This is a genomic window from Oceanimonas sp. MB9, assembly GCF_011319775.1.
GTDB lineage: Bacteria > Pseudomonadota > Gammaproteobacteria > Enterobacterales > Aeromonadaceae > Oceanimonas > Oceanimonas doudoroffii.
The window spans coordinates 733,969-759,242 of the sequence record NZ_VFBE01000005.1 but is presented as its reverse complement, the minus strand read 5'-3'; the positions used below and the strand labels follow the sequence as shown (position 1 = coordinate 759,242).

The following is a 25,274-nucleotide window of genomic DNA, read 5'->3' as shown; positions in this document are numbered from 1 at the left end:
GGACAGTGATTTATGGAAACCGACTTCAATACCATCGCCCTTATCGGCAAACCGGATCATCAGGGCGCCAACCAGACCCTGGTGGCGCTGTACCGCTACCTGGCGGGGCTGGGTCTGAATGTGGTGATCGAGCGCCGGGTGGGTGAACAACTGGGCCTGGCCGACGCCGAGTTGCTGGAAATGGTGGAGCTGGGCGAGCGCGCCGATTTGGCCATCGTGGTGGGCGGTGACGGCAACATGCTGGGCTCGGCCCGCGTGCTGTCCCGCTTTGATGTGGCGGTAGTGGGTGTTAACCGGGGCAACCTCGGCTTTCTGACCGATATCTCCCCCGACAGCTTTGAGCAGCCACTGGAACGGCTGCTGGCCGGTGATTACCAGACCGAACACCGCTTTCTGCTGGAAGCCCAGGTGCACCGCCACGGGCAGCTCAAGGCCAGCAATACCGCCATGAACGAAGCGGTACTGCACCCGGGCAAAATCGCCCACATGATTGAGTTTGAGGTATATATCAACGGCCATTTCATGTATAGCCAGCGCGCCGACGGCATGATAGTGGCCACCCCTACCGGCTCCACCGCCTATTCCCTCTCCGCAGGCGGCCCCATTCTCACCCCCAACCTCAACGCCATTACCCTGGTGCCCATGTTCCCCCATACCCTGAGCTGCCGGCCCATCGTGATCGACGCCGACGCCCAGATAAAAATGGTGCTCTCCCCCGCCAACAAGAGCGAGCACATGCTGGTGAGCTGTGACGGCCATGTGTCGTTGGCGGTGCAACCCGGTGATGAAATTCACATCAACAAGAGCCCACACCGGTTGAAGCTGCTGCACCCGCGGGGCCACAGTTATTTTGAAGTACTGCGCAGCAAACTGGGCTGGGGCAGCAAGCTGTTCTGATCCCGTGAGGGGTGAGGAGTGAGGGGTGAGAAGTAAATTACGGATTCGCCTCACACCTTACCCCTCACCACCCCCTCCCCTTGCACTGTATAAAACAACAGTATACTGTATTCCCATACAGCATCTATTTTGTTGCGGGGAATCACCATGTTGCTTCAGCTCACCATCAGCAATTTCGCCATCGTTTCCTTTCTCGAGCTGGATCTGCGTAAAGGCATGACCAGCATTACCGGCGAAACCGGCGCCGGCAAATCCATCGCCATCGACGCCCTGGCCCTTGCCCTGGGCGAGCGCGCCGATGCCGACTCGGTGCGCCCTGGTGCCGACAAGGCCGACATCAGTGCCCGCTTTCGCATCGACAAACTGCCCCGAGTCAAGGCCTGGCTGTGCGAGCAGGAGCTGGACGAGCAGGATGAGTGCATACTGCGCCGCACCCTGAGCCGGGAAGGCCGCTCCCGCGGTTATATCAACGGCACCCCGGTGCCGCTGTCGCAACTCAAGGCCCTGGGCGGCCTGTTGGTCAATATTCACGGCCAGCATGCCCATCAGGAGCTGCAAAAACCCGATCATCAGCGCGCCCTGCTCGACGCCTATGCCGGTCACCACCAGCTGCTGGCCGGTGTCAGCGCCGGTTATCAGCATTGGCGGCAGCTCAACAACGAGCGCAAACAGCTGCAAGCCGAACAGGAAAAATGGCAGGCGGAGCGCCAGTTGCTGGAATATCAGGTGGCGGAGCTCGACGAGCTCGCCCTGGCCGAAGACGAATTCCCCGAGCTGGAAGCCGAGCACAAACGGTTGTCAAACGGTGCCGAGCTGCTCACTGACTGCCAGCTGGCCCTTAATGTGCTGGGCGACAACGACGAAAGCAATGCCCTGCAGTTGGTGCGCCAGGGACTGAAAACCCTGAGCGAGCTGGTTGCCATGGACTCGCGCCTGGGCCCGGTATTGGAAATGGTGGAAGGCAGCCTCATTCAGCTGGAAGAAGGCCACAGCGAGCTCGGCCGTTACCTGGATCGGCTGGAACTGGATCCGGAGCGCTTGCATGAGGTGGAAAGTCGTATGAGCAAGGTGATGGAGCTGTCGCGCAAGCACCATGTGCCCGCCGCCGAGCTGTTCCTGTTCCACCAGCAGCTCAAGGCCCGACTGGCCGACATGGATCACGGCAGCAGCCGGCTGGAAGGACTCGATGAAGAAGTGGAGCAGGCCCGGGAAAACTTTGTACAGGCTGCCGAGCGACTGAGCCAGAGCCGCCAGCGATACGCCGACGCCCTTAACAAGCAGATCACCCATAGCCTGCACCAGCTCAGCATGGAAAAGGGTCGTTTTGAAATACAGGTGCACGCCGATGCCAGCGCCGGGTTCTCTCCCCTGGGCATCGACCGGGTCGAGTTTTTGGTAAGCACCAATCCGGGCCAGCCCATGAGCCCGCTGGCCCGAGTGGCGTCGGGCGGCGAGCTGTCACGTATCAGCCTGGCGATTCAGGTGATTACCGCCCAGAAGGTGGAAACCCCGACGCTGATTTTTGACGAGGTGGACGTGGGCGTGAGTGGCCCCACCGCCGCTGTGGTTGGCAAGCTGCTGCGGAAACTGGGCGAGTCAACCCAGGTGCTGGTGATCACTCACCTGCCCCAGGTGGCGGGCAATGGCCATCAGCATTTCTTTGTGAGCAAGAGCAGCAATACCGATAATACCGAAACCCGCATGCAGGAGCTGGACGAACCACTCCGCCTGCAGGAACTGGCCCGACTGCTGGGTGGCAACCGCATTACCGACAATACCCTGGCTAATGCCCGGGAACTGCTGGTGTGTGAGTGAAACGGGGAAACGGAAGATGTGGAAACGGGAAGACATAACACGTCCCACATCTTATTTCCAACGTCTACACCAGCCGGCGGGCGGCACCCACCACGATGTCGATCACTTTTTGCTCGGTGTTTTGCATTGTGCTTTCGTCAGGAATTTCCTGCTGGGTTCGGTTGACGATCACCCCCGCCACACAACCGGCCTTCAGGCCCTGACTGGCACACATGGTGAACAGGGTCGCCGACTCCATTTCGTAGTTCAGCACGCCCATCGACTGCCATTCCTTCATGCTGCCCTGAAATCGGCGCAACATGCGGGCCGAATGGGTGTCGTAGCGCTCCTGGCCAGGATAAAAGGTGTCGGACGACGCGGTAATGCCCACATGGGGCGCCACGCCCAGCTCCCGTGCCGCATCCACCAGGGCACAGGTACAATCAAAATTGGCCACGGCCGGAAACTCCAGGGGGGCAAAATGACCGCTGGCGCCGTCGAGGCGCACCGCTGCCGTGGTCACAATAATGTCACCCACCGCCACCTCGGGCTGTATGGCCCCCGTGGTGCCCACCCGCAAGAAGGTACGTACTCCCAGCTGAGCCAGCTCTTCCACCGCAATGGAAGTGGAGGGTCCGCCAATGCCGGTGGAACACACCACCACCGGCTTGCCATCCAGCTCTCCCAGCCAGGAGGTAAACTCCCGCTGGCTGGCGAGGTGCACCGGATTTTCCAGCTGACGGGCAATGCGCTCTACCCGTTCCGGTGCACCGGGCAGAATGGCCAGTGCGGCGCCACGCAAATCCTCATCGGTCACACCCAGATGAAAAACATGTTTGGTCATCACGAAGTTCCTCAAGCGAGTACAATAGCCTCGAATAGTAAGCCAGCCCGGGGAAAATCACCATGTTAACCCGCGGAACCAATTCAAGCGGCACCGGTCAGTCTTTTACATCCCATTGCAGTGCCGCTATGATGCCGGCAGGATTCACAGGACAACACCGCCTATGCAACTCAAAAGCTTGATATTACCCCTTTTTCTCGCCCTGCCCCTGACCGGTTGTAACCTGGTCTACAAGGTCGACATTCCCCAGGGCAACTACCTGGAAGAAAAACAGGTGGCACAGCTTCGCCAGGGCATGACCAAGGAGCAGGTGCGCTTCCTGCTGGGAAATCCCATGAGCCTGGATGGCTTTAATCACGACCGCTGGGTCTATCTCTATTATTTCAAGCCGGGTCGGGGTGAGCTGGAACAAAAACGTCTGGTGCTGGATTTCGTCAATGATGGTCTGGTGACCATGGGCGGCGACTTCACCTCACCCGAAGCCTTTGAACAGGGTCTGTAATGCCATTATCCCAATAAAAACGGAGCCCGCGGGCTCCGTTTTTATTTGCGAGTACGCTTGGGATCCGGCCGGCCGCCGGTGACCTTGTCGGCCCGGCCTTCTTCCTTGGCCTGCTCGGCCCGGCGCCGGCGTATGTCTTTCGGATCCGCCAGCAGCGGCCGATAGATTTCAATGCGGTCACCGTCGTGTACCGACTGGCCCAGCTTGACCTGCCGGCTGAATATGCCCACCGCGTTCTGCTCGAGATCGATATCGGGAAACTGCTGCAGAATACCGGACTGCTCGATGATCTCCCGCACCGTGGCCTCGGGAGACACACGCAGGCTCAGCACCGTCTGCCGGTCCGGCAGGGCGTATACCACTTCAACCTGAATAAGATGCATTGCCGTATACCTCCCGCGCCCGCTCACTGAAGGCATGCACCATGGCATTGGTCAGCTCCTTGAAGATACCGCCAAAAGCCAGCTCCACCAGCCGGGACTTGAACTCGAAATGCAGCTTCAGCTCCACCTTGCAGGCGTCTTCATCAAGGGGAATAAAAGTCCAGCCACCGTTCAGCGCCTTGAAGGGACCATCGACCAGTTCCATGTTGATTTTGTGGTCCTGTTCAAGGCGGTTGCGGGTAGTAAAGGTCTTGCGGATTCCAGCCTTGGCCACATCGAGCGCCGCCGTAATGCTGTGTTCGTTTTTATCCAGTACGCGACTGGCCACGCACCCGGGCAGAAACTGCGGGTAATCGTCCACATTATTGACCAGCTCATACATCTGCTTGGCACTGAACATCACCAGCGCACTTCGAGTAATACTCGGCATAACCTCTCCTGGCATTCTGACGGGGCGATTTTAACACTTATGCGAGCCGGGCTCACCCTCAGGTGAAGCTCAAAAAGTGACCGGTCGCCAGTTAGCCAATTCCCAAGCACCAAAGGGCACCGTATAATGCGCGCACTATGGCAAAAAACAAACCCAAAAAGAAACCCGTCTCCAGCAGCATCGCCGTCAATCGCAAGGCGCGGCACGAATATTCCATCGAGGAAAAATTCGAGGCCGGACTCGAGCTGCAGGGATGGGAAGTTAAAGCGCTGCGCGCCGGCAAGGCCAACATCGGCGAGGCTTACGTGTTCATGAGAAATGGCGAGGCGTTCCTGTTTGCCGCCACCATTAACCCTCTCAACATGGCCTCTACCCATGTGGTCTGCGATCCGTTACGCACCCGTAAGCTGCTGCTGCACAAACGCCAGCTGGACCGCCTGACCGGCCTGATTGAACGGGAAGGCTACACCCTGGTGCCGCTGTCTTTGTATTGGTCCAAGTCCTGGGTCAAGGCCGAGATTGGCCTGGTTAAGGGTAAAAAAGCCCACGACAAGCGCCAGGACATGAAGGAACGCGACTGGCAACGGGAAAAGGCCCGTATGATGAAACACAAGGGCCGCTAAGCAGGGCTTGTGTTTCGGCAGTAATTGCAATAAGATCAAAGTTCAACTTGGGGCTGATTCAGGATTCGACGAGATTCTCGAACTCCAAGGTGCATGCCGAGGTGCGATAGGCCTCGTTAAACAATCGCAAAAAAATAGTCGCAAACGACGAAAACTACGCACTGGCAGCTTAATAACCTGCGCAGAGCCCTTCTGCCCTAACTTGCCTGTGACTTAGGGAATCGGAAGGTCATCCTTCACAGGATCGCGTGGATGCCGTGCCTGACGGTTGAAGCGTTAAAACCAATTCAGGATAGTCTGTCTGTGGCGTGTCAGTCCGCAGCAGCTGGCGAATTTAATGACTGACTAAGCATGTAGTACCGACGACGTAGGTTTTTCGGACGCGGGTTCAACTCCCGCCAGCTCCACCAATCGATTGGAAGGCCCCTTAATGGGGCCTTTTTGTTGGCCAGTGTCCTGCCAGTGCCATCTAACCTCCTGTGTCCGGCATGGTTTTTTGAGTCCGGTTCCAGTAACATTCCAGAAAATTGACTTACGGGTTTATTTGCCCTTCCCTCAGGTTCTGCTGTCATGTCATCCAGTTCACTGCCCCGGCTCAATCTTCGCAACCTGATGCTGGCCATGGCGGTTTTCAGCGTCATCATCACCCTGTGCAACAGCTTGTACGCCACCTATGACGTGCAGCGCTCTCTGCTTATCAACAATACCCTGGAAGCCAACCGGGTGTATGCCGCCAAGCTGGCAGAAGTCACCGAAAGCGTTATCGCCGCCACCCGCCAACAGCTGGCCTATAGTGCCGGACAACTGGTCACCAGAATGGACGATGAGGCGGCGCTGCTCGCAGAGACGGCAAGGCTTCACCAGCAGAGTGATACCTTCAATTCGGTGGTGGTGGTCAATGCCAAGGGTGTCATTATCGCGACCTCGCCCCAGACCCTCAAGGTCAAGGGGGTTAGACTCACATCTGCGAGTGCTCGGCAGTCGCTTAAAGCCAAAACACCGCTGATCACCGATCCCTTTGTGTCCCCGGCCGGCAACTACATCATCAGCATGTCACACCCGGTGTTTGCCACCAATGGCGACTACCTGGGTTATGTGGCTGGCACCATCTATCTGGAACAGAGCAATATTCTGGGTCGAATACTGGGCCAGCATTATTATCAGGACGGTTCCTACCTGTATGTGGTGGACCGCCACAAGACCCTGATTTATCACCCCAACCCCGACCGCATTGGCGAACGCATTCGCGATAACAGCGCAATAGACGATGTGCTGCAGGGACATGAATATGCCCATCCCGTGATCAATTCCCGAGGGGTGAACATGCTGGCCGGGTTCGCCCCGGTCCCCAGCACCGGCTGGGGCATAGTGGCACAGCGCCCCAAGGCCGCGACGCTGGCTGGTATCAACGAGCACCTGTTGCGGGTAGTGTTGAAAAGCATTCCGCTGTCATTACTGACTCTGATCGGCATCTGGCTGTCGGCACTGTTTATTTCCCGCCCGCTCTGGCAACTGGCCACCTCCACCGGCCTGATGAGCAGACAGGACGCACAGGCCGACATTTCCGGTGTACGCTCCTGGTATTACGAGGCGGCCCAGCTCAAGCGTGCCATTCTGCGTGGCATAGGACGGCTGAACGATCGTATTGACCAGCTGCATACCGACAGTCACACCGATGCCCTCACCGGCCTGCTCAATCGCCGAGGCATGGAGCAACTGCTGGATAGCTACACCCAGCAACAGACGCCCTTTTCGGTCATTACCCTGGATATCGATTATTTCAAACAGGTCAACGATACCCACGGTCATGATGCCGGAGATCGGGTACTGAGCAGCCTGGCCTCGGTCATGAAAGAGCAGGCCCGCCGGGAGGACGCCCTGTGCCGAAGCGGCGGCGAAGAGTTTATGATTTTCCTGCCCCAGGCTTCGGCAGACAATGCCCGTGAGGTTGCAGAGCGATTACGCCAGGGCGTGGCATCCAACCCCATGCCGGTCGTGGGCCACATAACCCTGTCGCTGGGTGTGGCACACTGGGCCGGTAACGACGAGAGCACTAAAACGGTGCTCAACAGGGCCGACCAGGCCCTGTACCGGGCCAAACGAGAAGGACGTAACCGGGTGGCCATGGCCACCGCGAATTAGCCGTAACGGGGGCTTTGCATCAGGGCCTGTAACCGCTCGGCAGGCTCGGGCCGCGACAGCAGGTAACCCTGATAACGATGACAGCCCAGCTGGTACAGCTGAGTACGCTGAGCATCCGTTTCCACCCCTTCCGCAATCACTTCCAATCCCAGACTTTGCGCCATGCCGATAATGGCCTTGATGATGCCAAGGCTGTTGTCGTCATGAGGCAGGGCTTGCACAAAGGACTGATCGATCTTGAGCTGGTCCAAGGGAAGCCGCTGCAGATAAAGCAACGAGGAATAACCGGTGCCGAAATCGTCAATGGCAAAGCGCACGCCGTGGGCCTTGAGCGCCTGCATGCGGTCAATGGCCCCGGGCATGTCGTCAAGCAGCATCGACTCGGTAATTTCCAGCTTGATACAGCCCGGATCCACGCCGGTCTGCGTAAACACCTGAAGCACCTCTTCGACGAAGCCGGCCTGATACAGGCGCGAGGCCCCGATATTTACCGACAGGGTGAAACTGCCGAATTCACTCAGCTGTGCCCAGCGCGCCATTTGCCGGCAGGCACTCTGCAGCACCATGTGATCGATACGGTTCATCAGGCCGCTGCCTTCGGCCACGTCAATAAAGGCACCGGGTGCCAGCGTACCTTGCTCCGGGTGCAGCCAGCGTGCCAGGGCCTCGGCGCCGATAATGCGCCCACGATGATCAAACTGGGGCTGATACCAGGCCACGAACTCTCCCGCATCCAGGCCACGCTGAATGTCTTCTTCCAGTCGCAGCCGCCGAGCCACCCGCTCCTGCATGCCCCGGTCAAAGAAGCACAGCTTGCCCTTGCCCTCCGACTTGGCCTGGTACATGGCCAGCTCCGCCTGTTGCACCTGTTCGTCCGGTGAGGCGTGCTGCCCTTCAAGCAGCACCATGCCCAGGCTGGCGCCACAACGCAACGCATGTTCTTCATGAGCATAAGGCTGCTCCAGCGCCGACAGCAGGGTGTATCCCAGTTGCTCCAGGTGAGCCGCGGCCTGGCGCTTGTCCGCCGGCAGGCCGGTGCTCAGCACCACAAACTCGTCACCGCCCAGCCGCGCCACCAGGTCGCCGGGGTGCATCAGGTTGCTGAGGCGCAGGGCCGCCTGCTGCAATACCTGATCCCCCACCGACAGCCCCCAGAGATCATTGATGTGCTTGAACTTGTCGAGATCGATAAAGATCAGGCCGCTCAAGTCCCGCTGCACGTCGATAAGCTCCGCCAGACGCTGATACAGAAAGCGTCGGTTGGGCAGGCCGGTCACCCCGTCATAAAAGGCCAGGTGATTGATGCGCTCCGCATCCTTTTTACGCTGGGAAATATCGTTGATGGACGCCACATAATGGCTAACCTCTCCCTGTACGTCGCGCACTGCACTGATCGACAGCCACTGGGGATAAACATGCCCCGACTTGCGCCGGTTGAGTATTTCCCCCTGCCAGTGGCCATGGTCGTGAATATGGCGCCACATCTGCCGGTAGAATGCACCGTCGTGCTGGCCGGAGCCCAGCATCGCCGGCGTATTGCCAATGACCTCCTCCACCCCGTAACCGGTGATCTCGGTAAAGGCCCGGTTTACCCGCAAAATACGGGTCTGGGCATCGGTGATCATCATGCCCTCAAAACTATCAAAAGCCACCGCCGCGATACGCAGTTCGGTTTCATTGAGCTCCCGTTGAGTGATGTCGCGGGTCAGCACCACCGCAGCAGGCCCTTCGTTCAGGGGCGCCTCCATGGCCTGAGCCCGGCTTTCAAATACTCGCCGGTCGTCTCCCTCGCCCAGCTCATACACCAGCCGCTGACAGCCCTGTTGCGTCAAGGTACGCCGAATAAAGTCCTGGAAACGCCTGGCCAGTGCCGGCTCAAACAGCTGGGGTAAAAGCTTGCCAATCACGTTGTTGGCCACGGGGTAAGGCTGTGCCGAGGATGAAGCCATCACCTCCAGACATCGGCCCTGCTCGTTCATCACGAACATCAGATCCGGCAAGGCGCCGGTAATGGCGCGCAGGCGGGCTTCGCTGTGCTCAAGCAACGCCTGCTCCCGCTGGCGTTGCTCGGCATCGTGCAAAATCAGGGTAAGGATAAGGGTCAGCGGTACGACCACCGCCAGATAGGGCCAGATATACTCAGGCATCAGTTCCCGCTGCACCGGCGTCATCAGGGCCGCGATCAGCAGCAGGCTGGCGGCATGCAATACCAGCACCGCCGGCAGCAAGTGCCACAGGTTGATGCGCAGCCAGCCCCGGCCAACTCCGTGACGAAAGGCCAGTCCCAGGACCAGGGCAAATCCGATATTGAGTACCCCGCTAAAGGCACCGGCTCCGCCGATCCAGAGTCGGCACAGGGCCGCCATCAGCGCCGCCAGGGCGCCAGACAAGGGACCGCCGAACACCCCGGCCACAAAGATCACGCCGCTGCGGGCGTCGAGCAACACGCCGGGCGCCACGGTAAAGGGCAGCAGCATGCAAACGATGGCCGCCAGACCAAACCAGAATCCTGTGGTCACTATGGCCAGGCGCGGATGGTGACGGCCCTTGCGCGCATTCAGGGTCAGCAACCAGCCCATGGCCAGCAACACCACGGCCTGTTGAATCACGATATTAAGCATTTACATTCATATTCAAATACAGCATCGGTCGGCCATATGTAGCAGGCAGAGCAAAAGGCAAAACCGGCATTGCCATTTTCAAGCCGGAAGGCGAACTCGCAGTTTATCAGATTACGGCGTTAATACAGCAACTTAGCCGCCATCCTTCTCACATAATAAGAACCTGGGCAAGATTAGCAGCATCATCGCCGGCAATCAAAACGTCCCTTTTGAAATACCAGCAGCTATTGCCACCGTCGACATCAGAAAAATCGATCCTGTGGTTTATACGTAGAAAAACTTGACGCTGGCCCTGGGCTGGCCAATAACTAATCAGAGGCGGGACGGCGCCGGCCGTTTCAACTCAACACTCGCTGTCAGCCATGTGGCTACGGAACTTTTGGGGGAATGAGCCATGATTTTGAACCACATCTGGGGTCTGTATGCCCACCCCAAGGATGAGTGGCATACCATAGATGATCACCATGAAAGCCTCAGTTACAGCCTGACCCACCTGATTTTCATCGCCCTGATCCCGTCGGTATGTACCTTTATTTCGGCCACCCTCATCGGCTGGCATTTTGGAACCCAGAACACCATCATGATGACCACCCAAAGTGCGCTGATCATGTCAGTGGGCATGTACTTCACCCTGATTGGCGGGGTCTTTGCCCTGGCCTACCTGACCTTCTGGATGGCCAAGACCTTTGGTGCCAACCCGACCTTCACCCAAAGCATGGAGCTGGCCGCCTACACCGCCACCCCGCTGTTTATGACCGGCCTGGCGGTCCTTTATCCGGAGCCGGTGTTCTTGATGATGGTGGGCCTGGCGGGCCTGGCCTATTCGGTCTACCTGCTGTATTCCGGCGTGCCGATTATCATGCACATTCCCGAAGAGCGCGGCTTTATTTACGCAAGCTCGGTGGTAACCTGCGGCCTTATTCTGCTGGTGTGCATCATGGTTGGCTCTGTGATTGTATGGAGCTGGGGGCTGGGACCCATCTATACCAATTAAGGCAACATGACGAGCATAAAAAAGCCGGGGCATCCCCGGCTTTTTTTGAGGCCTTAAGACTGGCCTTCGTTGTACATCTCCAGGTGACTGTTATCGATGCTGTCCTTTTGTTTGGCCGCATCGTTGCGCTGGGAATTAAGGGCGTCCAGATATTCCTGGTTAACGTCCTTGGTTACGTACTCACCGGTAAATACCGAGGTTTCAAACCGGCGCAGCTCCGGGTTGAAATGACGCACCGCGTCTTCCAGATCTTCCAGCTCCTGGAAAATAAGGCCGTCGGCACCGATGAGCTTGCAAATTTCTTCCGACTCACGACCATAGGCGATCAGCTCATTGGCCGAAGGCATGTCGATGCCATAAACGTTCGGGAAACGAATTTCCGGAGCGGCAGAAGCGAAATACACCTTTTTGGCACCGGCGTCCCGAGCCATCTCGATGATCTGCTCGGACGTGGTGCCGCGCACGATGGAGTCATCCACCAGCAGTACGTTCTTGCCGGCAAATTCCGACGGAATGGCATTGAGCTTGCGGCGCACCGACTGCCGGCGCTGCTGCTGGCCGGGCATGATGAAGGTACGGCCGATATAGCGGTTCTTCACAAAACCCTGGCGGTAAGGCAGCTGCAGGTTATGCGCGATTTCCAACGCGATGTCGCAGGAGGTTTCGGGAATGGGAATAACCACGTCGATATTGAGATCTTCCCATTCACGGGCAATCTTGGCGCCCAGCTTCTGGCCCATACGCACACGGGCGGCATAAACAGAAACCTTGTCGATAAAGGAATCCGGACGGGCGAAATAGACGTATTCAAAAATGCAGGAATGATGCTGGGGCTCGGCGGCGCACTGCTGGGTAAAGAGTTCACCCTGCTCGGTGACGTATACCGCCTCACCCGGGGCCACGTCGCGGATCAGGGTAAAGCCAACCGCATCCAGGGCCACGCTCTCGGACGCCACCATGTATTCGGTGTTGCCGTCTTCGGCATCGCGCTTGCCCAGCACCAACGGGCGAATGCCGTTGGGATCCCGAAACGCCAGCATGCCGTGGCCGATGATCACCGCCACCGCCGCGTAGGCGCCACGCACCTTCTCATGCACTTTGGCCACGGCGGCAAACACGTGCTCCGGCTCCAGGTGCAGCTTCTGAGTCTGCTGATCCAGCTCGTGAGCCAGCACATTGATCAGCACTTCCGAGTCGGAGGTGGTGTTGATGTGGCGGCGAGCCACGCGAAACTGCTCTTCCTTCACCTCATCGGCGTTGGTCAGGTTGCCGTTGTGGGCCAGGGCAATACCAAAGGGCGAGTTCACATAAAATGGCTGGGCCTGGGCAACACTGCTGCTGCCGGCGGTGGGATAGCGGACGTGGCCGATGCCGACGTTACCGATGAGACGCTCCATGTGGCGTTCTTCAAACACGTCCCGCACCAGGCCGTTGGCCTTGCGCTGACGAAAGGTGTCACCGGAGATGGTGACGATGCCGGCGGCATCCTGTCCTCTGTGCTGAAGTACCGTAAGCGCATCGTACAGCGCCTGGTTGACCGGGGTCGTACCTTGAATACCGACAATCCCACACATGTCCAAATTTCCTCGAATTACTATAGCTTGGGGGGTAAAAAGCTGGATGAATTCTGCAGCATATTAAAGAACCACTGGATCACGATACCAAACTCGGGGATGAGCACCGACTGTTTCCACCACAGGCTTTGGGGAAAGGCGGTCAGGGTATCGATAAACAGCAGCAGCGCGGCGACGATAAACACGCCACGCACGGCGCCAAAACAGACGCCCAGCACCCGGTCGGTGCCCGACAGGCCGGTACGGGTGACCAGCTCGCCGACGATGTAGTTGACCAGGGCGCCCAGGATCAGGGTAAGCACAAACAGAATGGCAATGGCGGCGCCATTGCGGAACAGCGGATCGGTAATGTCGAGAAACACCGCCAGATCGGCGTAAAAACGGCTGGCGATAAAGAAGGCGGCCACCCAGGTGGCAAGGGACATGGCTTCCTTGACGAAGCCCCGGACCAGGCTGATGAGGGCCGACAGGCCGATAACGCCGAGTATTACGTAGTCTATCCAAATCATCATGTTAGTGCCGAAGCCCTCCTGATTGCCGCGCATTCTATCAAACCCACCCGGTAAAAGGCGACGAAAATGCGGATAAACTTCATTCAAGATGAAACTATCGCGGGCAAGGAGCGACGTCTGCAGACGCAGGTCGGCACCTATCGCGTCCAGCCCGGGAGGTAAGACGGCGACGTGGGAATGCGCGGCCGGTTGCGTATCCCTGCGGGCTAACGTGACGAGCGGCAGCCAATAAAAAAGCCGGGGCAATACCCCGGCCTTGCTGCCTTCACGGTGCCTCTCAGCCGATAAACTCCAGGCCACCCATGTAGGGCTTGAGCACCTCGGGCACACGAATGCGGCCGTCTGCCTGCTGGTAATTTTCCAGCACCGCCACCAGGGTGCGGCCCACCGCCAGGCCGGAGCCGTTCAGGGTATGCAGCAGCTGGGGCTTGCCATCGGCGCCGCGTACCCGGGCCTGCATGCGGCGGGCCTGGAAGTCGCCGCAGTTGGACACGGAGGAGATCTCCCGGTAGGTGTCCTGGGCCGGCAGCCACACTTCCAGATCGTAGGTCTTGGTGGCGCCAAAGCCCATGTCGCCGGTGCACAGGGCCATCACCCGATAGGGCAGCTCCAGGCGCTGCAGCACCTTCTCGGCATGGCCAACCATCTCTTCCAGCGCGTCCCAGGAAGTGTCGGGGTGCACCAGCTGCACCATTTCCACCTTGTCGAACTGGTGCATGCGAATAAGCCCGCGGGTATCGCGGCCGTAGGAGCCGGCCTCGGAGCGGAAGCAGGGGGTGTGGGCGGTGAGCCGCAGCGGCAACTGGGCTGGGTCAAAGATTTCGTCCCGGCCGATGTTGGTCAGCGGTACTTCGGAAGTGGGGATCAGTGAGAAACGACGTACCTTGCCTTCTTCGTCACCCTCACCCTCGATGGCGGTGTGGAACAGATCGGCGGAGAACTTGGGCAGCTGGCCGGTGCCGTAGAGGCTGTCGCTGTTCACCAGATAGGGTACGTAGCATTCGGTATAGCCGTGCTCGCTGGTGTGCAGATCCAGCATGAACTGGGCCAGGGCCCGGTGCATGCGGGCGATCTGCCCCTGCATGATCACAAAACGGGAGCCGGACAGCTTGACCGCACCTTCAAAGTCGAGGCCGGCCAGGGCCTCGCCCAGGGCCACGTGATCCTTGGGCTCAAAGCCCAGTTCGGTAGGCTCGCCCCAGCTGCGCACGGTGACGTTGTCGTTCTCGTCCTTGCCCACCGGTACCGACTCGTGAGGCAGGTTGGGAATGGCGGCACAAAAGGCCTGAATGTCGTTCAGCAGCTGATCCAGCTCCACCTTGCAGCCATCGAGCTCGTCATTGATGGCGGTTACCGCCGCCTTCAGCGGAGCAATGTCTTCGCCGTTGCGGGCGGCCTGGCCAATGGCCTTGGAGCGGGCATTACGCTCCGCCTGCAGCTCCTGAGTGCGGGCCTGCAGGGTTTTGCGGCGCTCTTCCAGGCCGTTGAACAGGGCGGTGTCGAGGGTGAAACCACGGCTAGCCAGCCGCGCGGCCGTGTCGTCAATGTCGCTGCGCAGGTATTTGGGATCCAGCATGAGTTACCTTAATTCGTGTGATGCGTTTTCACGCGGGCTCTTGAAATCGGTTCGGGCCACAGTTTATCAGCATCCTCGCCGGCGGGCCAAGGCAAGCGGGGCCGGTTCGGCTACCGCTTGTTGCCGGCCTGCTCGTCAAGCTTGCTGAGGTAGTCGAGCTTTGCCTGTATTTTCTGCTCAAAGCCCCGCTCATTGGGCTCATAGTAGCGCCGCCCAATCATGGCCTCGGGCAGATAGGTCTCGCCGGCGGCATAGGCACCGGGCTCGTTGTGGGCGTAGCGATATTCGGCGCCGTGGCCCAGCTCCTTCATCAGTTTGGTGGGGGCGTTGCGCAGGTGCACCGGCACCTCAAAATCGGGCAGCTCGCGGGCATCCTTCAGCGCCGCCTTCCAGGCGGTGTAGAGGGCGTTGCTCTTGGGGGCACAGGCGAGATAGACAATGGCCTGGGCAATGGCCCGCTCCCCTTCCGCCGGGCCCACCCGGGTAAAGCAGTCCCAGGCCGCCAGGGCCACGTCCATGGCCTTGGGGTCGGCCAGGCCGATGTCTTCCGAGGCAATGGCCAGCAGCCGGCGGGCAATATAGAGGGGATCGCAGCCGGCAGTCACCATGCGCGCATACCAATACAGGCCGGCATCGGGGTTGGAGCCGCGAATGGACTTGTGAATGGCAGAGATCAGGTCGTAATAGAGATCGCCCTGATTATCAAATCGGGCCAGGCGCTCGCCGGTCACTTCCGCCAGCAGCGCCTTGTCGATGTGGCGTTCGCCATTGTGCTCTTCGGCCATGTCTGCCAGCAGTTCAAGATAATTGAGCGCCTTGCGGCCGTCGCCATCCACCAGCGTTGCCAGGGCGTGCCGTACGCCTTCGGCAAGCTGAATACCCTGCCCCGCCAGGCCACGCTTGTCGTGCAGGGCCTGCTCAAGCATGGCCTCCACATCACTGGTTTCAAGGCGCTTGAGCAGGTAAACCCGGGCCCGGGACAACAGTGCGTTGTTCAGTTCAAAGGACGGGTTCTCGGTGGTGGCGCCGATAAAGGTGACGGTGCCGTCCTCGATATGGGGCAGAAAGGCATCCTGCTGGGACTTGTTGAAGCGGTGCACCTCGTCCACAAACAAAATGGTACGCCGGCCGGCGAGCTTGTGCTCCCGGGCCCGGTCAATGGCTGCGCGAATGTCCTTCACTCCGGAGGTGACTGCCGATACCCGCTCCACCTGGGCATCGCAGTAGTGCGCCACCAATTCGGCAAGAGTGGTCTTGCCGGTACCCGGCGGCCCCCACAGGATCATGGAGTGGCAATGGCCCGCCTCAAGCGCCCGGCGCAGCGGCTTGCCCGGCCCCAAAATATGCTGCTGCCCCAGGTACTGATCGATACGCTCCGGACGCATGCGCGCCGCCAGCGGGCGAAAGTCGTCCTGATCAAAGTCCAGGCTCAGGGTACTCATGGCCGCACCTTACCGCTGATCGTCCACCATCACACCGGCGGGCGGGGTAAAACGAAAGGCGTTGGCGGCAAGCTCGGGGCTAGCGTTGAACCGGCTCAGGGTAAACTCGCTACGCTGACCGCCGGACTCCACCACGGTAAAGCGTGCCAGCCGGCCCAGACTGTCAAAACCCAGGGTAAAGCGCTGAATCAGCTCAGCCGGATCCTTGCTGGCCACCACAAAACGGCCACCCTGCTTGCTGACCTTGTAACCCTGCCAACGCGAGCTATCGGCCCCGGAAATCAGCAGAAAGGGAGTATTTTTAACCGCCTGGGCCAGGGGTACTATGCTCACCTGCTCCACAAAGGGATCGTACATCCATACATCGGTGCCGTCGGAAACGATAAGGCTTTCGTCGGGCGAGGTGGTATGCCAGCGAAAGCGGTCGGGCCGGGCCAGTTGCATGCTGCCTTCGGCCTGTTGCATGGGAGCACCGCTTTCGTCATACACCTGCTGGCTGAAGTCGGCGGAAAACCGCCCCAACGCCGACAGCTTTTGCTGCAGTTCACCGGCGGCATCGGCCAGCGCCAGGGTGCTGACCGACCACAGCATCACACCCAGAGTTATCAGTTTTTTCATGTGTTATCCCCTCGCCGGCGGTGGTGCCAGCACTTCCCGTTGACCGTTGCTGCCCGCCGGGCTGACGATGCCCTGGGCTTCCATCTGATCGATGATACGGGCAGCCCTGTTGTAGCCTATCTTGAACTTGCGCTGCACACTGGAGGTAGAGCCTCGGCGCGACTCTACGACAAAAGCCACCGCATGGTCGAACAGCTCGTCCAGTTCGCCGTCGCCTCCTTCCGGCGCCTCGCCGGGCAGCAGGCCGTCGGCACCGACGTCGCCGCTGAGAATGTCTTCGATGTAATCGGGCTCGCCCCGCTCCTTCCAGGCCGCCACCACCCGGTGCACCTCATGATCGTCCACAAAGGCGCCATGAACCCGGGTGGGATTGCTGTCGCCGGCAGGCAAATAAAGCATGTCGCCCATACCCAGCAGCGACTCGGCACCCTGTTGATCGAGAATGGTGCGGGAGTCGATTTTGCTCGACACCTGGAACGACATCCGGGTGGGAATGTTGGCCTTGATGAGGCCGGTGATCACATCCACCGAGGGCCGCTGGGTCGCCAGAATCAGATGAATACCGGCGGCCCGGGCCTTCTGGGCGATACGGGCAATCAGCTCTTCCACTTTTTTGCCGACGATCATCATCATGTCGGCAAATTCATCGATCACCACCACGATATGGGGCAGCTTTTCCAGTGCCGGCGGATAGGTATCCATCGACTGGGTGGGCTGCCATAACGGATCCCGCAGCGGCTCGCCGGCATCAATGGCGTCCTGCACCTTGGTATTAAAGCCCTTGAGGTTGCGCACCCCCATGGCCGACATCAGCTTGTAACGACGCTCCATCTCGCCCACGCACCAGCGCAGGGCATTGGCCGCTTCCTTCATGTCGGTCACCACCTCGGTGAGCAGGTGCGGAATGCCCTCATACACCGACAACTCCAGCATTTTGGGGTCGATCATGATAAAGCGCACTTCTTCCGGCGTGGCCTTGAACAGCATCGACAGGATCATCACGTTGACCCCTACCGATTTGCCCGAGCCGGTGGTACCGGCCACCAGCACATGGGGCATCTTGGCCAGGTTCACCACCACAGGATCACCGGCGATGTCCTGACCCAGCACCATGGTCAGCGGGTGCTGGCTGTGGTGGAACAGCTCGGTGTCTATCACCTCGCGCAGATACACGGTCTCGCGCCGGGTATTAGGCAGCTCCAGCCCTACATAGGGCTTGCCGGGAATGACTTCCACCACCCGCACGCTGATGGCGGACAAGGAGCGGGCCAGATCCCGCGCCAGGTTGGTAATTTTGCTGACCTTGACCCCGGGAGCCAGGTCCAGCTCAAAACGGGTGATCACCGGGCCCGGATAGACCCCCACCACATTGGCCTGCACGTTGTAGTCGGCCAGCTTGGCTTCCACCAGCCGGGCGATACGCTCCAGTTCGTCCTCGCTTACCGCGTGCTGTCGCGGCTTGGGGGGGTCCAGCAGGGTCACTTCCGGCACCGGGCTGAGCTGGCTGGCGGGGGTCCTGCGGGCCGGGGCCGGCGGTGCCGCCGGACGCGCAGGCTCGGGCGCCGGCGTGGCGTCGTCGTCATCCTCGTTAAGCCAGGGCAGCTCCAGGACTTCGTCGTCGTCATCGTCGTCCAGGCTCCAGCCGTTGGCTTCGGCCAGGGTGGCCAGCGGCGGCTCGTCATTGACCTCGGACGCGCCCAGTACCGGCTCCCGGCGTTGCGGTGGCGCCTTTTTCTGAGGCGCAGGTCTGGGGTCGGCCTGTTCCGGCACCGGAGCCAGCAGCGGATCGTCGTCGCCGTGCTGTTCCGGCTCTTCGTCGTCGGCTCGGCCCAGGCGATCGCGAAAACGGCGCCAGCCGGCAAAGCCCACTTCCCGGGCCGGGGCCGCTACCTCGGCCACCGGTTCGGCCACGGCGGCAACCGTAGTCATCATCCCCTCACCACTGCGGCGGCGAGCCTGCCAGTCGGCAATGCGCTCCGGTAACGCCGACAGCCAGGAAGGCGCCTCCATCACCAGGGCGCCGAGGCGCTCTACAATCAGCAGCCAGGACCAGCCGGTGAAGAAGGTGACACCGGTGGCGAAACAGCACAGCAGCAACAGCGTGGTGCCCAGGCCGCCAAACACCGGGTGCAGGGAACCGGCCAGCATGTCACCGATAAGACCGCCGGCAGAGAAATAGTAGATGTCGCCGATGTTCATGCTGGCCAGCGTCAGCAGGCTCAGCATCACCATCAGAAACCCGATGATACGCAGACTGAGGGTCAGGTAGCAGATATCGATCAGCCCCTTGGGCCGCCACAGCGTCACCCAGCCTACAAACACCATGAAGGGCGGCAGCAGGTAGGCAGAAAAGCCAAAGGCGAACAGCAGTATGTCGGCCAGCCAGGCCCCGGCCGGGCCGGCAGCATTGCGGATGTCACCGCCCCAGGCGGTTTGTGACCAGCCCGGATCGGATGGGTGATAAGACACCAGCGACAGCATCATGAACACGGCCAGTACAATGATGGCTATCAGACCGGCCTCAAAGAGACGCTGCAAACCAGACATGGGAGTAAACAGCTTTTTCTCCGCCAAACGTCCGCTCCTCGTTATTATGATTGTGCTCAGGTTATCAGGATAGGGCGACGAAAAAAGTCGCCACCATACAACGACAAACGAGCGGCCTGGGCCGCTCGCTGGGTGTGGTGTTCGAGTCCCGCCGGCATAAAAATACCAGAGCCGGGCACAATAGCACAGCTTAACGGGTGTTGATCACCAGTCGGTTGCTCTGCTTGACCTCTTCCATCACCACATAGGTTCGCGTGTCGTTCACACCGGGCAGGCGCAGCAGGGTCTCCCCCAGCAGCTTGCGGTAGGCAGACATGTCAGCCACCCGGGTTTTCAGCAGGTAGTCAAAATCCCCCGACACCAGGTGACACTCCTGGATTTCTTCCAGCTTCTGCACCGCGTCATTGAACTCGTCAAACACGTCCGGGGTGCCCCGGTTCAGGGTGATTTCCACGAACACCAGCAGTGAGGCGTCAAGAAACTGCGGGTTGAGAATGGCGGTATAGCCTTCGATGTATCCCTGCCGCTCCAGCCGACGTACCCGCTCCAGGCAGGGTGTGGGGCTCAGGCCCACTCGCTTGGACAACTCCACATTGGAGATACGGCCATCCTGTTGCAGTTCGTTAAGTATGTTGCGGTCGATGCGATCAAGCTCCTTGAGGGGGCGATTGTTCGCATCCAATACTTCATCCATCCTTTGGCTCATTTCGCTAGATTCCACTTTTGGTTCCGGACTAGTCACCCCCGCCTCTGTTCGAATCGGGAGTGGTTCAGGCAATATTGTCTTGACCGGGACGAACCCCGATTCGGTGACGGCTGCGATAAGGAAAATAAAAATATGAAATTATTGATTACATATACAAAAAGCAGCAAACAGAAGCTTAACATGATAAACCGCAAACAGGTAGCACATATGTTTGTCATTAAGGTAAAAAAAGCGTCAAACTCCAGTTTGCAGAAATACTGTCAGCTAATTGCCCTGAAACGTCCCATTTTTAGTTTCATCTAAAGCAGCGCCACAGATCCCTCTAAAAAACTCGTGCACCTGCGGCTTGGCCAGGTGTATACCCCGGACATGGCCGCCACTGGACAGCATTTTCTCTGGCAAGACGGCGGAGGCAACCGCACTTAGATTGATTGCAGTTATATTGCATAAGAATTCGTTATAACACTTTTCTCCGTGTATCGCCCTGCACGACGGAGAATCAATGCCGTCACGCTTTATTCCCCAAGGCCTATCCCCTACAATCGAAAGCCATATTTTCGTCGCCTACTTTCCCAAGCTTGGAGAAACACATGAGTCAAGCCAAACACGCCAAACTGCTAATTCTGGGCTCAGGCCCCGCCGGTTATACCGCCGCCGTTTATGCCGCCCGGGCCAACCTCAGCCCGGTGCTGGTCACCGGCATTCAGCAGGGCGGCCAGCTGACCACTACCACCGAAGTGGAAAACTGGCCCGGCGATGCAGAAGGCCTGACCGGTCCGGCGCTGATGGAGCGAATGAAGGAGCATGCCGAGCGCTTTGAAACCGAGATTGTGTTCGACCATATCAACAGTGTGGAGCTGAGCCAGCGCCCCTTCCGCCTGCGGGGCGACAGCGGCGAGTACACCTGTGACGCCCTGATCATTGCGACCGGAGCCTCGGCCAAGTACCTGGGGCTGCCGTCGGAAGAAGCCTTTCAGGGTCGCGGCGTGTCGGCCTGCGCCACCTGCGACGGCTTTTTCTACCGTAACCAGAAGGTCGCCGTGGTAGGCGGCGGCAACACCGCCGTGGAAGAGGCCCTGTACCTGTCCAACATCGCTTCCGAAGTGCACCTGATTCACCGTCGCGACCAGTTCCGCTCCGAGAAGATCCTGATCGACCGGCTGATGGACAAGGTCAACAACGGCAATATCGTGCTGCACACCGACCGTACCCTGGACGAAGTGCTGGGTGACGACATGGGCGTAACCGGCGTACGGCTGAAGGACACCAGATCCGACGCCATCGAGCAGCTGGACGTGGCCGGGGTCTTTATCGCCATCGGCCACCAGCCCAACACCGGCATTTTTGCCGAGCAGCTGGAAATGGAGAACGGCTACCTCAAGGTGCAGTCTGGCCTGCACGGCAATGCCACCCAGACCAGCATCGAAGGCGTGTTCGCCGCCGGCGACGTCATGGATCATGTGTACCGTCAGGCCATTACTTCCGCCGGCACCGGCTGCATGGCCGCCCTCGACGCCGAGCGCTACCTGGACGCCCAGGCCCAGCTGTAACACCGAACGCGGTCATCGCGGCTGCCTCTGGCTGAAAGATAAAAACGGCGCTGTCTGCACAGCGCCGTTTTTTTTGCTCAGGCGGTGTGAGCCGGTGCCGGGCGGTGTTGCCGCACATGGTCCAGCGCCTGCGGCAGGGTAGGATAAAAGGACAGCTCGCCATTCGCCGAAGCCAGGCCGGCGCGGACCAGGACTTGCCACGGCTGAAACGGCAGATCCGCCACTACCACCTTCATGCCTCTGCGGCCACACTCGCTCACAAAACGGCTCAACGCCGACAGGCCACCGGCGTCCAGTACCGGCACCGCATCCATGCTCAGCACCACGCCATGATGATCACGGGTCAACAACGCCAGCTCACCAAACACCCTGTCGGCGGCGGCAAAAAACAGCGGCCCATTGATGCGGTATACCGCCCAGCCCACCGGCAAGGCCTCGGGCACCAGTCCCGTATGGTGGGAAATGTCGCTCACTCGAGTCATTTCGGCGATGTTTTTCACAAACAGTACCATGGCCATCAGCATGCCGGCGGTAATGGCGATCACCATGTCCAGGGCAATGGTCAGGGAAAAACAGGTCAAAAATACCAACACATCGCCCCTGGGAGCGGTTTTAAACAAATGCACCGCCTTGTGCGCTTCGCTCATGTTCCAGGCCACCACCAGCAACAAGGCAGCCATGGCCGGCATGGGCAGATAGGCCAGCCAACGGGCCAGCAGCACCAACCCCGCCAGCACCACCAGGGCATGCACCATGGCCGCCACCGGTGACACTGCGCCGGCCCTGACATTGGCGGCCGAACGGGCAATGGCAGCGGTAGCGGGGATGCCACCAAAGAAGGGCACCACCAGGTTGCCAATGCCCTGCCCCAACAGCTCACTGTTGGCACTGTGGCGCTGATCGGTCATGCCGTCCAGCACCACGGCACACAGCAAGGATTCGATTGCCCCCAACATGGCAATGGCAAAGGCTCCCGGCAACAGTTCTTGTATCAATGTCCAGCTCAACCCGATGGCGTCACCATGGGGACCCGGCTGTTGCCAGGGCCAAACCAGGGCGGGCAGTACCGGCGGAATGCCCGCCCCCTGAGTGCCATCGGGCAGCAAATAGCTGAACCGGCTGCTGATGGTGTCTATGGCCAGCCCCTGTTGATTCAGCCACGCCGCCGCCAGTCCGGCCAGCAACACTGCCGGCAGATGCGGGGGCACACCGGTGTTCAGGCGAGGCCAGAGCAGCATGATGGCCAGGGTAATCCCGGCCACCAGCAGGCTGGGCCAGTGCAGCTCCGGCAGATGCAAGGCCAGCGCTCCCAGCCGGGGCAGAAATGCCTCGGGCAGTCCGTCCACGGTCAGCCCGAAGAAGTCCTTCAGCTGCAAGCCGGCAATCACCACGGCAATGCCGGCGGTAAAGCCCAGAATCACCGGCTCGGGAATGTATTCCACCAGACGCCCCACGCGTAACAGCGCCATCACGACCAGCAGAACTCCGGCCATCAGGGTGGCCAGCAGCAGTCCGCCCAGGCCATGCTGTTGCGCAATGGGATAGAGGATCACCACAAAGGCGGCGGTCGGGCCGGAAATGCTCAGCCGGGAGCCGCCGGCAAGGGCGATGACAAAACCGCCAACAATGGCGGTATAGAGACCATACTGGGGCGCCACTCCACTGGCAATGGCCAGCGCCATGGCCAGGGGAATGGCGATAATGCCGACGCTGATCCCGGCCAGCACATCCCTGAGCAAATGCGTCCGGCCATATCCCCGGCAACTCTCTCTCAGCGCATGGCCGGGACGAAGGGAAAACAGGTGGGCACGGTGGGGCATGGCGGGCTCCGGTAACAGGTTGAAACATGAGCGGATATTCAGTGTAGGCGCGTCTGCAACACATTCAATGTTAATATGATTAACATGTGATGTACGCTGGAGGTTATATGGAACACCGTACCGCCCGACTGACCCTGCTTATCGACCCGCGCAAGAAGGCGCTGTTTGAACAACTTTGCGCCGAAGAAGACGTCACCCCGTCCCAGAAGGTGCGGCAGTTCATTCGTGAGTACATCGAGCAGAAGGCCGGTGAAGACTGGCACGCGTCTTCATCCTGAACCGGAGCCATGACCATGTATCTGACGCAACTGGATCACCGGCTGTGGTTTCCCGAGCCGGACCTAGCCCTGGCCGATCCCGAGGGCCTGCTGGCGGTGGGCGGCGATCTGAGTCCCGAGCGGCTGCTGCTGGCCTACCGCATGGGCATTTTTCCCTGGTTTGACGAGTCTCAGCCGCCGCTGTGGTGGTCGCCCAATCCTCGTGCCGTATTGGTGCCCGCCGAGCTGCACGTCAGCCGCAGCCTGGCCAAACTGGCACGCCAGCAACGCTACCGGCTGACGGTGAACCACGCCTTTGAGGCGGTCATTCGCCACTGCCGCGAGCTGCGTGAAAGCGGCCCCGGCACCTGGATCACGCCGGATATCGAGCGCAACTACTGCCGGCTGCACCACCTGGGCCATGCCCATTCGCTGGAAGTATGGGACCAGCACCGGCTGGTGGCCGGGCTCTACGGCATTGGTCTGGGCCGGCTGTTTTGCGGTGAGTCCATGTTTCACCTGGTCAGCAACGGCTCCAAGCTGGCCATGCTGGCCCTGTGCCGCCATTTTGCCGCTCACGGCGGTGAGCTGATCGACTGCCAGCTGCCCAATCCGCACCTGCAAAGCCTGGGCGTGGTGAGCTGGCCCAGATCCCGCTTTCTGCATAAACTCAAAGGGCTGCAACATGCGTCCGTGTCCGCCACCTGCTGGCAACCAACCGAGCTGAGCCTATGAGGGAAGTCAATCTGAAGGTGGGGCTGACCCCCAAACACCCCTGCAGTTACCTGCCGGGCCGGCTGGAGCAGTTGCTGGTGCTGCTCGACCGCGAGCTGCTCTGCCCGGAAGGCTATGAACAACTGCTGTCGGCGGGCTTTCGCCGCAGCGGCTCCGATATCTACCGGCCCCGCTGTCAGGCCTGCCAGGCCTGCGAGTCGTTGCGAATTCCGGTATCCGACTTTATGCCGGGTCGCAGCCAGAAACGCATTTTGCGCAAAAACCGGGATCTCGACATACGCCTCAGCCAGCAGGACAAACCGGAATACTTCGAGCTGTACCAGCGCTATATCAGTTGCCGGCACCAGGACGGCAGCATGTATCCGGCCAGCCACCAGCAGTACGACGGCTTTTTGCTGTGTCAGTGGCTACCGCCGGCCTTTCTGGAAATCCACGCCGGTGAGCGGCTGATCGCAGTGGCGGTCATCGACATACTGAGCCACTCCCTCAGTGCCATGTATACCTTCTACGACCCGAAGGAAGAGCGGCGCTCTTTGGGCAGCTTTGCCATTCTCTGTCAGATTCAGCTGGCTCAAAAGCTGAACAAGCAATGGCTGTATCTGGGCTACCAGGTCGACGGCTGCCGCAAGATGAACTATAAGCAACGTTTTCGCCCCCACGAACGGCTGGTTGGCGGCCATTGGCGGGCGATGAAAGACTGAGCATAA

Annotated in this window: 22 protein-coding genes and 1 other RNA gene; 11 read left to right on the top strand and 12 right to left on the bottom strand. The window is 59.8% G+C overall.

Features of this window, described 5'->3' with window-relative positions; all coding sequences use genetic code 11:
- Nucleotides 1-12 precede the first annotated feature (12 nt).
- Nucleotides 13-897, top strand: coding sequence for an NAD(+) kinase (gene nadK / locus OJHNALOF_RS06790; protein WP_094199843.1), 885 nt, complete (start codon nt 13-15; stop codon nt 895-897).
- A 147-nt stretch (nt 898-1,044) separates the two neighbouring features.
- A complete protein-coding gene (gene recN / locus OJHNALOF_RS06785) occupies nt 1,045-2,712 on the top strand; it encodes a DNA repair protein RecN (RefSeq protein ID WP_094199844.1) in 1,668 nt (555 codons plus the stop codon).
- Between the two features lie 64 nt (nt 2,713-2,776).
- On the opposite strand, the gene udp is transcribed toward recN, so the two are convergent.
- The gene (udp, locus tag OJHNALOF_RS06780; protein ID WP_094199845.1) at nt 2,777-3,535 is read right to left on the bottom strand and encodes a uridine phosphorylase; all 759 of its coding nucleotides are present in this window, start codon (nt 3,533-3,535) and stop codon (nt 2,777-2,779) included.
- Nucleotides 3,536-3,698: 163 nt separating this feature from the next.
- Between udp and OJHNALOF_RS06775 the strand changes: the two genes are divergently transcribed.
- Nucleotides 3,699-4,037: an outer membrane protein assembly factor BamE gene (locus OJHNALOF_RS06775; RefSeq protein ID WP_094199846.1), complete on the top strand. Its 339-nt coding sequence runs from the start codon at nt 3,699-3,701 to the stop codon at nt 4,035-4,037.
- A gap of 41 nt (nt 4,038-4,078) precedes the next feature.
- Here the strand turns inward: OJHNALOF_RS06775 and OJHNALOF_RS06770 are convergent, their stop codons facing one another.
- Both OJHNALOF_RS06770 and OJHNALOF_RS06765 read right to left on the bottom strand, forming a co-directional pair.
- Nucleotides 4,079-4,420, bottom strand: a complete 342-nt coding sequence (locus tag OJHNALOF_RS06770) for an RnfH family protein (RefSeq protein WP_165661560.1) — start codon at nt 4,418-4,420, stop codon at nt 4,079-4,081.
- The gene (locus OJHNALOF_RS06765; RefSeq protein WP_094199848.1) at nt 4,401-4,850 is read right to left on the bottom strand and encodes an SRPBCC family protein; all 450 of its coding nucleotides are present in this window, start codon (nt 4,848-4,850) and stop codon (nt 4,401-4,403) included. The genes OJHNALOF_RS06770 and OJHNALOF_RS06765 overlap by 20 nt, the downstream gene beginning before the upstream one ends.
- A gap of 137 nt (nt 4,851-4,987) precedes the next feature.
- Here OJHNALOF_RS06765 and smpB point away from each other — a divergent pair, with 137 nt between their 5' ends.
- The 3 genes from smpB to OJHNALOF_RS06750 all read left to right on the top strand — a co-directional run bounded on the left by smpB (nt 4,988) and on the right by OJHNALOF_RS06750 (nt 7,615).
- Nucleotides 4,988-5,473, top strand: a complete 486-nt coding sequence (gene smpB / locus OJHNALOF_RS06760) for an SsrA-binding protein SmpB (RefSeq protein ID WP_165661559.1) — start codon at nt 4,988-4,990, stop codon at nt 5,471-5,473.
- Between the two features lie 49 nt (nt 5,474-5,522).
- Nucleotides 5,523-5,883: a transfer-messenger RNA gene (gene ssrA, locus OJHNALOF_RS06755) on the top strand.
- Nucleotides 5,884-6,043: 160 nt separating this feature from the next.
- Nucleotides 6,044-7,615 (top strand): sensor domain-containing diguanylate cyclase, encoded by a 1,572-nt coding sequence (locus OJHNALOF_RS06750; RefSeq protein ID WP_165661558.1) that lies wholly within the window; start codon nt 6,044-6,046, stop codon nt 7,613-7,615.
- On the opposite strand, the gene OJHNALOF_RS06745 is transcribed toward OJHNALOF_RS06750, so the two are convergent.
- Complete coding sequence (locus OJHNALOF_RS06745; protein ID WP_165661557.1) at nt 7,612-10,236, bottom strand: EAL domain-containing protein; 2,625 nt, start codon at nt 10,234-10,236, stop codon at nt 7,612-7,614. The two genes, OJHNALOF_RS06750 and OJHNALOF_RS06745, sit on opposite strands and share 4 nt — an antisense overlap.
- Before the next feature lie 394 nt (nt 10,237-10,630).
- Here OJHNALOF_RS06745 and OJHNALOF_RS06740 point away from each other — a divergent pair, with 394 nt between their 5' ends.
- Nucleotides 10,631-11,230 (top strand): Yip1 family protein, encoded by a 600-nt coding sequence (locus OJHNALOF_RS06740; protein WP_094199852.1) that lies wholly within the window; start codon nt 10,631-10,633, stop codon nt 11,228-11,230.
- A 53-nt stretch (nt 11,231-11,283) separates the two neighbouring features.
- Here OJHNALOF_RS06740 and purF read toward each other — a convergent pair whose 3' ends face one another.
- From purF to lrp, 7 genes are all read right to left on the bottom strand, one after another.
- Complete coding sequence (gene purF, locus OJHNALOF_RS06735) at nt 11,284-12,804, bottom strand: amidophosphoribosyltransferase (protein WP_094199853.1); 1,521 nt, start codon at nt 12,802-12,804, stop codon at nt 11,284-11,286.
- Nucleotides 12,805-12,824: 20 nt separating this feature from the next.
- The gene (locus OJHNALOF_RS06730) at nt 12,825-13,313 is read right to left on the bottom strand and encodes a CvpA family protein (RefSeq protein WP_094200564.1); all 489 of its coding nucleotides are present in this window, start codon (nt 13,311-13,313) and stop codon (nt 12,825-12,827) included.
- Between the two features lie 280 nt (nt 13,314-13,593).
- Nucleotides 13,594-14,892: a serine--tRNA ligase gene (gene serS, locus OJHNALOF_RS06725; RefSeq protein WP_165661556.1), complete on the bottom strand. Its 1,299-nt coding sequence runs from the start codon at nt 14,890-14,892 to the stop codon at nt 13,594-13,596.
- A gap of 110 nt (nt 14,893-15,002) precedes the next feature.
- On the bottom strand, nt 15,003-16,334 hold the full coding sequence (locus OJHNALOF_RS06720) for a replication-associated recombination protein A (protein ID WP_165661555.1): 1,332 nt from the start codon (nt 16,332-16,334) through the stop codon (nt 15,003-15,005).
- A gap of 9 nt (nt 16,335-16,343) precedes the next feature.
- Nucleotides 16,344-16,952, bottom strand: a complete 609-nt coding sequence (gene lolA, locus OJHNALOF_RS06715) for an outer membrane lipoprotein chaperone LolA (RefSeq protein WP_165661554.1) — start codon at nt 16,950-16,952, stop codon at nt 16,344-16,346.
- A gap of 3 nt (nt 16,953-16,955) precedes the next feature.
- On the bottom strand, nt 16,956-19,526 hold the full coding sequence (locus tag OJHNALOF_RS06710) for a DNA translocase FtsK (RefSeq protein ID WP_165661553.1): 2,571 nt from the start codon (nt 19,524-19,526) through the stop codon (nt 16,956-16,958).
- Nucleotides 19,527-19,689: 163 nt separating this feature from the next.
- A complete protein-coding gene (lrp, locus tag OJHNALOF_RS06705; RefSeq protein WP_019935522.1) occupies nt 19,690-20,193 on the bottom strand; it encodes a leucine-responsive transcriptional regulator Lrp in 504 nt (167 codons plus the stop codon).
- 602 nt (nt 20,194-20,795) lie between these two features.
- Between lrp and trxB the strand changes: the two genes are divergently transcribed.
- Entirely contained in the window at nt 20,796-21,755 is a 960-nt protein-coding gene (trxB, locus tag OJHNALOF_RS06700; protein WP_094199858.1) for a thioredoxin-disulfide reductase, read from the top strand.
- Nucleotides 21,756-21,832: 77 nt separating this feature from the next.
- On the opposite strand, the gene dauA is transcribed toward trxB, so the two are convergent.
- Nucleotides 21,833-23,575: a C4-dicarboxylic acid transporter DauA gene (dauA, locus tag OJHNALOF_RS06695; RefSeq protein WP_165661552.1), complete on the bottom strand. Its 1,743-nt coding sequence runs from the start codon at nt 23,573-23,575 to the stop codon at nt 21,833-21,835.
- A gap of 107 nt (nt 23,576-23,682) precedes the next feature.
- On the opposite strand from dauA, the gene OJHNALOF_RS06690 reads away from it, so the two are divergent.
- The 3 genes from OJHNALOF_RS06690 to OJHNALOF_RS06680 are packed head-to-tail and all read left to right on the top strand — an operon-like array spanning nt 23,683 to nt 25,268.
- Entirely contained in the window at nt 23,683-23,853 is a 171-nt protein-coding gene (locus OJHNALOF_RS06690) for a CopG family transcriptional regulator (protein ID WP_094199860.1), read from the top strand.
- A gap of 9 nt (nt 23,854-23,862) precedes the next feature.
- Nucleotides 23,863-24,567 carry a leucyl/phenylalanyl-tRNA--protein transferase gene (gene aat / locus OJHNALOF_RS06685; protein WP_206063578.1) on the top strand — a complete coding sequence of 235 codons (705 nt, stop codon included), beginning with the start codon at nt 23,863-23,865 and terminating at the stop codon, nt 24,565-24,567.
- Nucleotides 24,564-25,268 (top strand): arginyltransferase, encoded by a 705-nt coding sequence (locus OJHNALOF_RS06680; protein WP_094199862.1) that lies wholly within the window; start codon nt 24,564-24,566, stop codon nt 25,266-25,268. Before aat ends, OJHNALOF_RS06680 begins: the two co-directional genes overlap by 4 nt.
- The last annotated feature ends 6 nt before the right edge of the window (nt 25,269-25,274 follow it).

Bases quoted from the DNA above. Each gene is read 5' to 3' on its own strand.
- nadK (WP_094199843.1), top strand. From the start codon at position 13: ATGGAAACCGACTTCAATACCATCGCCCTTATCGGCAAACCGGATCAT.
- recN (WP_094199844.1), top strand. From the start codon at position 1,045: ATGTTGCTTCAGCTCACCATCAGCAATTTCGCCATCGTTTCCTTTCTC.
- udp (WP_094199845.1), bottom strand. From the start codon at position 3,535: ATGACCAAACATGTTTTTCATCTGGGTGTGACCGATGAGGATTTGCGT.
- OJHNALOF_RS06775 (WP_094199846.1), top strand. From the start codon at position 3,699: ATGCAACTCAAAAGCTTGATATTACCCCTTTTTCTCGCCCTGCCCCTG.
- OJHNALOF_RS06770 (WP_165661560.1), bottom strand. From the start codon at position 4,420: ATGCATCTTATTCAGGTTGAAGTGGTATACGCCCTGCCGGACCGGCAG.
- OJHNALOF_RS06765 (WP_094199848.1), bottom strand. From the start codon at position 4,850: ATGCCGAGTATTACTCGAAGTGCGCTGGTGATGTTCAGTGCCAAGCAG.
- smpB (WP_165661559.1), top strand. From the start codon at position 4,988: ATGGCAAAAAACAAACCCAAAAAGAAACCCGTCTCCAGCAGCATCGCC.
- OJHNALOF_RS06750 (WP_165661558.1), top strand. From the start codon at position 6,044: ATGTCATCCAGTTCACTGCCCCGGCTCAATCTTCGCAACCTGATGCTG.
- OJHNALOF_RS06745 (WP_165661557.1), bottom strand. From the start codon at position 10,236: ATGCTTAATATCGTGATTCAACAGGCCGTGGTGTTGCTGGCCATGGGC.
- OJHNALOF_RS06740 (WP_094199852.1), top strand. From the start codon at position 10,631: ATGATTTTGAACCACATCTGGGGTCTGTATGCCCACCCCAAGGATGAG.
- purF (WP_094199853.1), bottom strand. From the start codon at position 12,804: ATGTGTGGGATTGTCGGTATTCAAGGTACGACCCCGGTCAACCAGGCG.
- OJHNALOF_RS06730 (WP_094200564.1), bottom strand. From the start codon at position 13,313: ATGATTTGGATAGACTACGTAATACTCGGCGTTATCGGCCTGTCGGCC.
- serS (WP_165661556.1), bottom strand. From the start codon at position 14,892: ATGCTGGATCCCAAATACCTGCGCAGCGACATTGACGACACGGCCGCG.
- OJHNALOF_RS06720 (WP_165661555.1), bottom strand. From the start codon at position 16,334: ATGAGTACCCTGAGCCTGGACTTTGATCAGGACGACTTTCGCCCGCTG.
- lolA (WP_165661554.1), bottom strand. From the start codon at position 16,952: ATGAAAAAACTGATAACTCTGGGTGTGATGCTGTGGTCGGTCAGCACC.
- lrp (WP_019935522.1), bottom strand. From the start codon at position 20,193: ATGGATGAAGTATTGGATGCGAACAATCGCCCCCTCAAGGAGCTTGAT.
- trxB (WP_094199858.1), top strand. From the start codon at position 20,796: ATGAGTCAAGCCAAACACGCCAAACTGCTAATTCTGGGCTCAGGCCCC.
- dauA (WP_165661552.1), bottom strand. From the start codon at position 23,575: ATGCCCCACCGTGCCCACCTGTTTTCCCTTCGTCCCGGCCATGCGCTG.
- OJHNALOF_RS06690 (WP_094199860.1), top strand. From the start codon at position 23,683: ATGGAACACCGTACCGCCCGACTGACCCTGCTTATCGACCCGCGCAAG.
- aat (WP_206063578.1), top strand. From the start codon at position 23,863: ATGACCATGTATCTGACGCAACTGGATCACCGGCTGTGGTTTCCCGAG.
- OJHNALOF_RS06680 (WP_094199862.1), top strand. From the start codon at position 24,564: ATGAGGGAAGTCAATCTGAAGGTGGGGCTGACCCCCAAACACCCCTGC.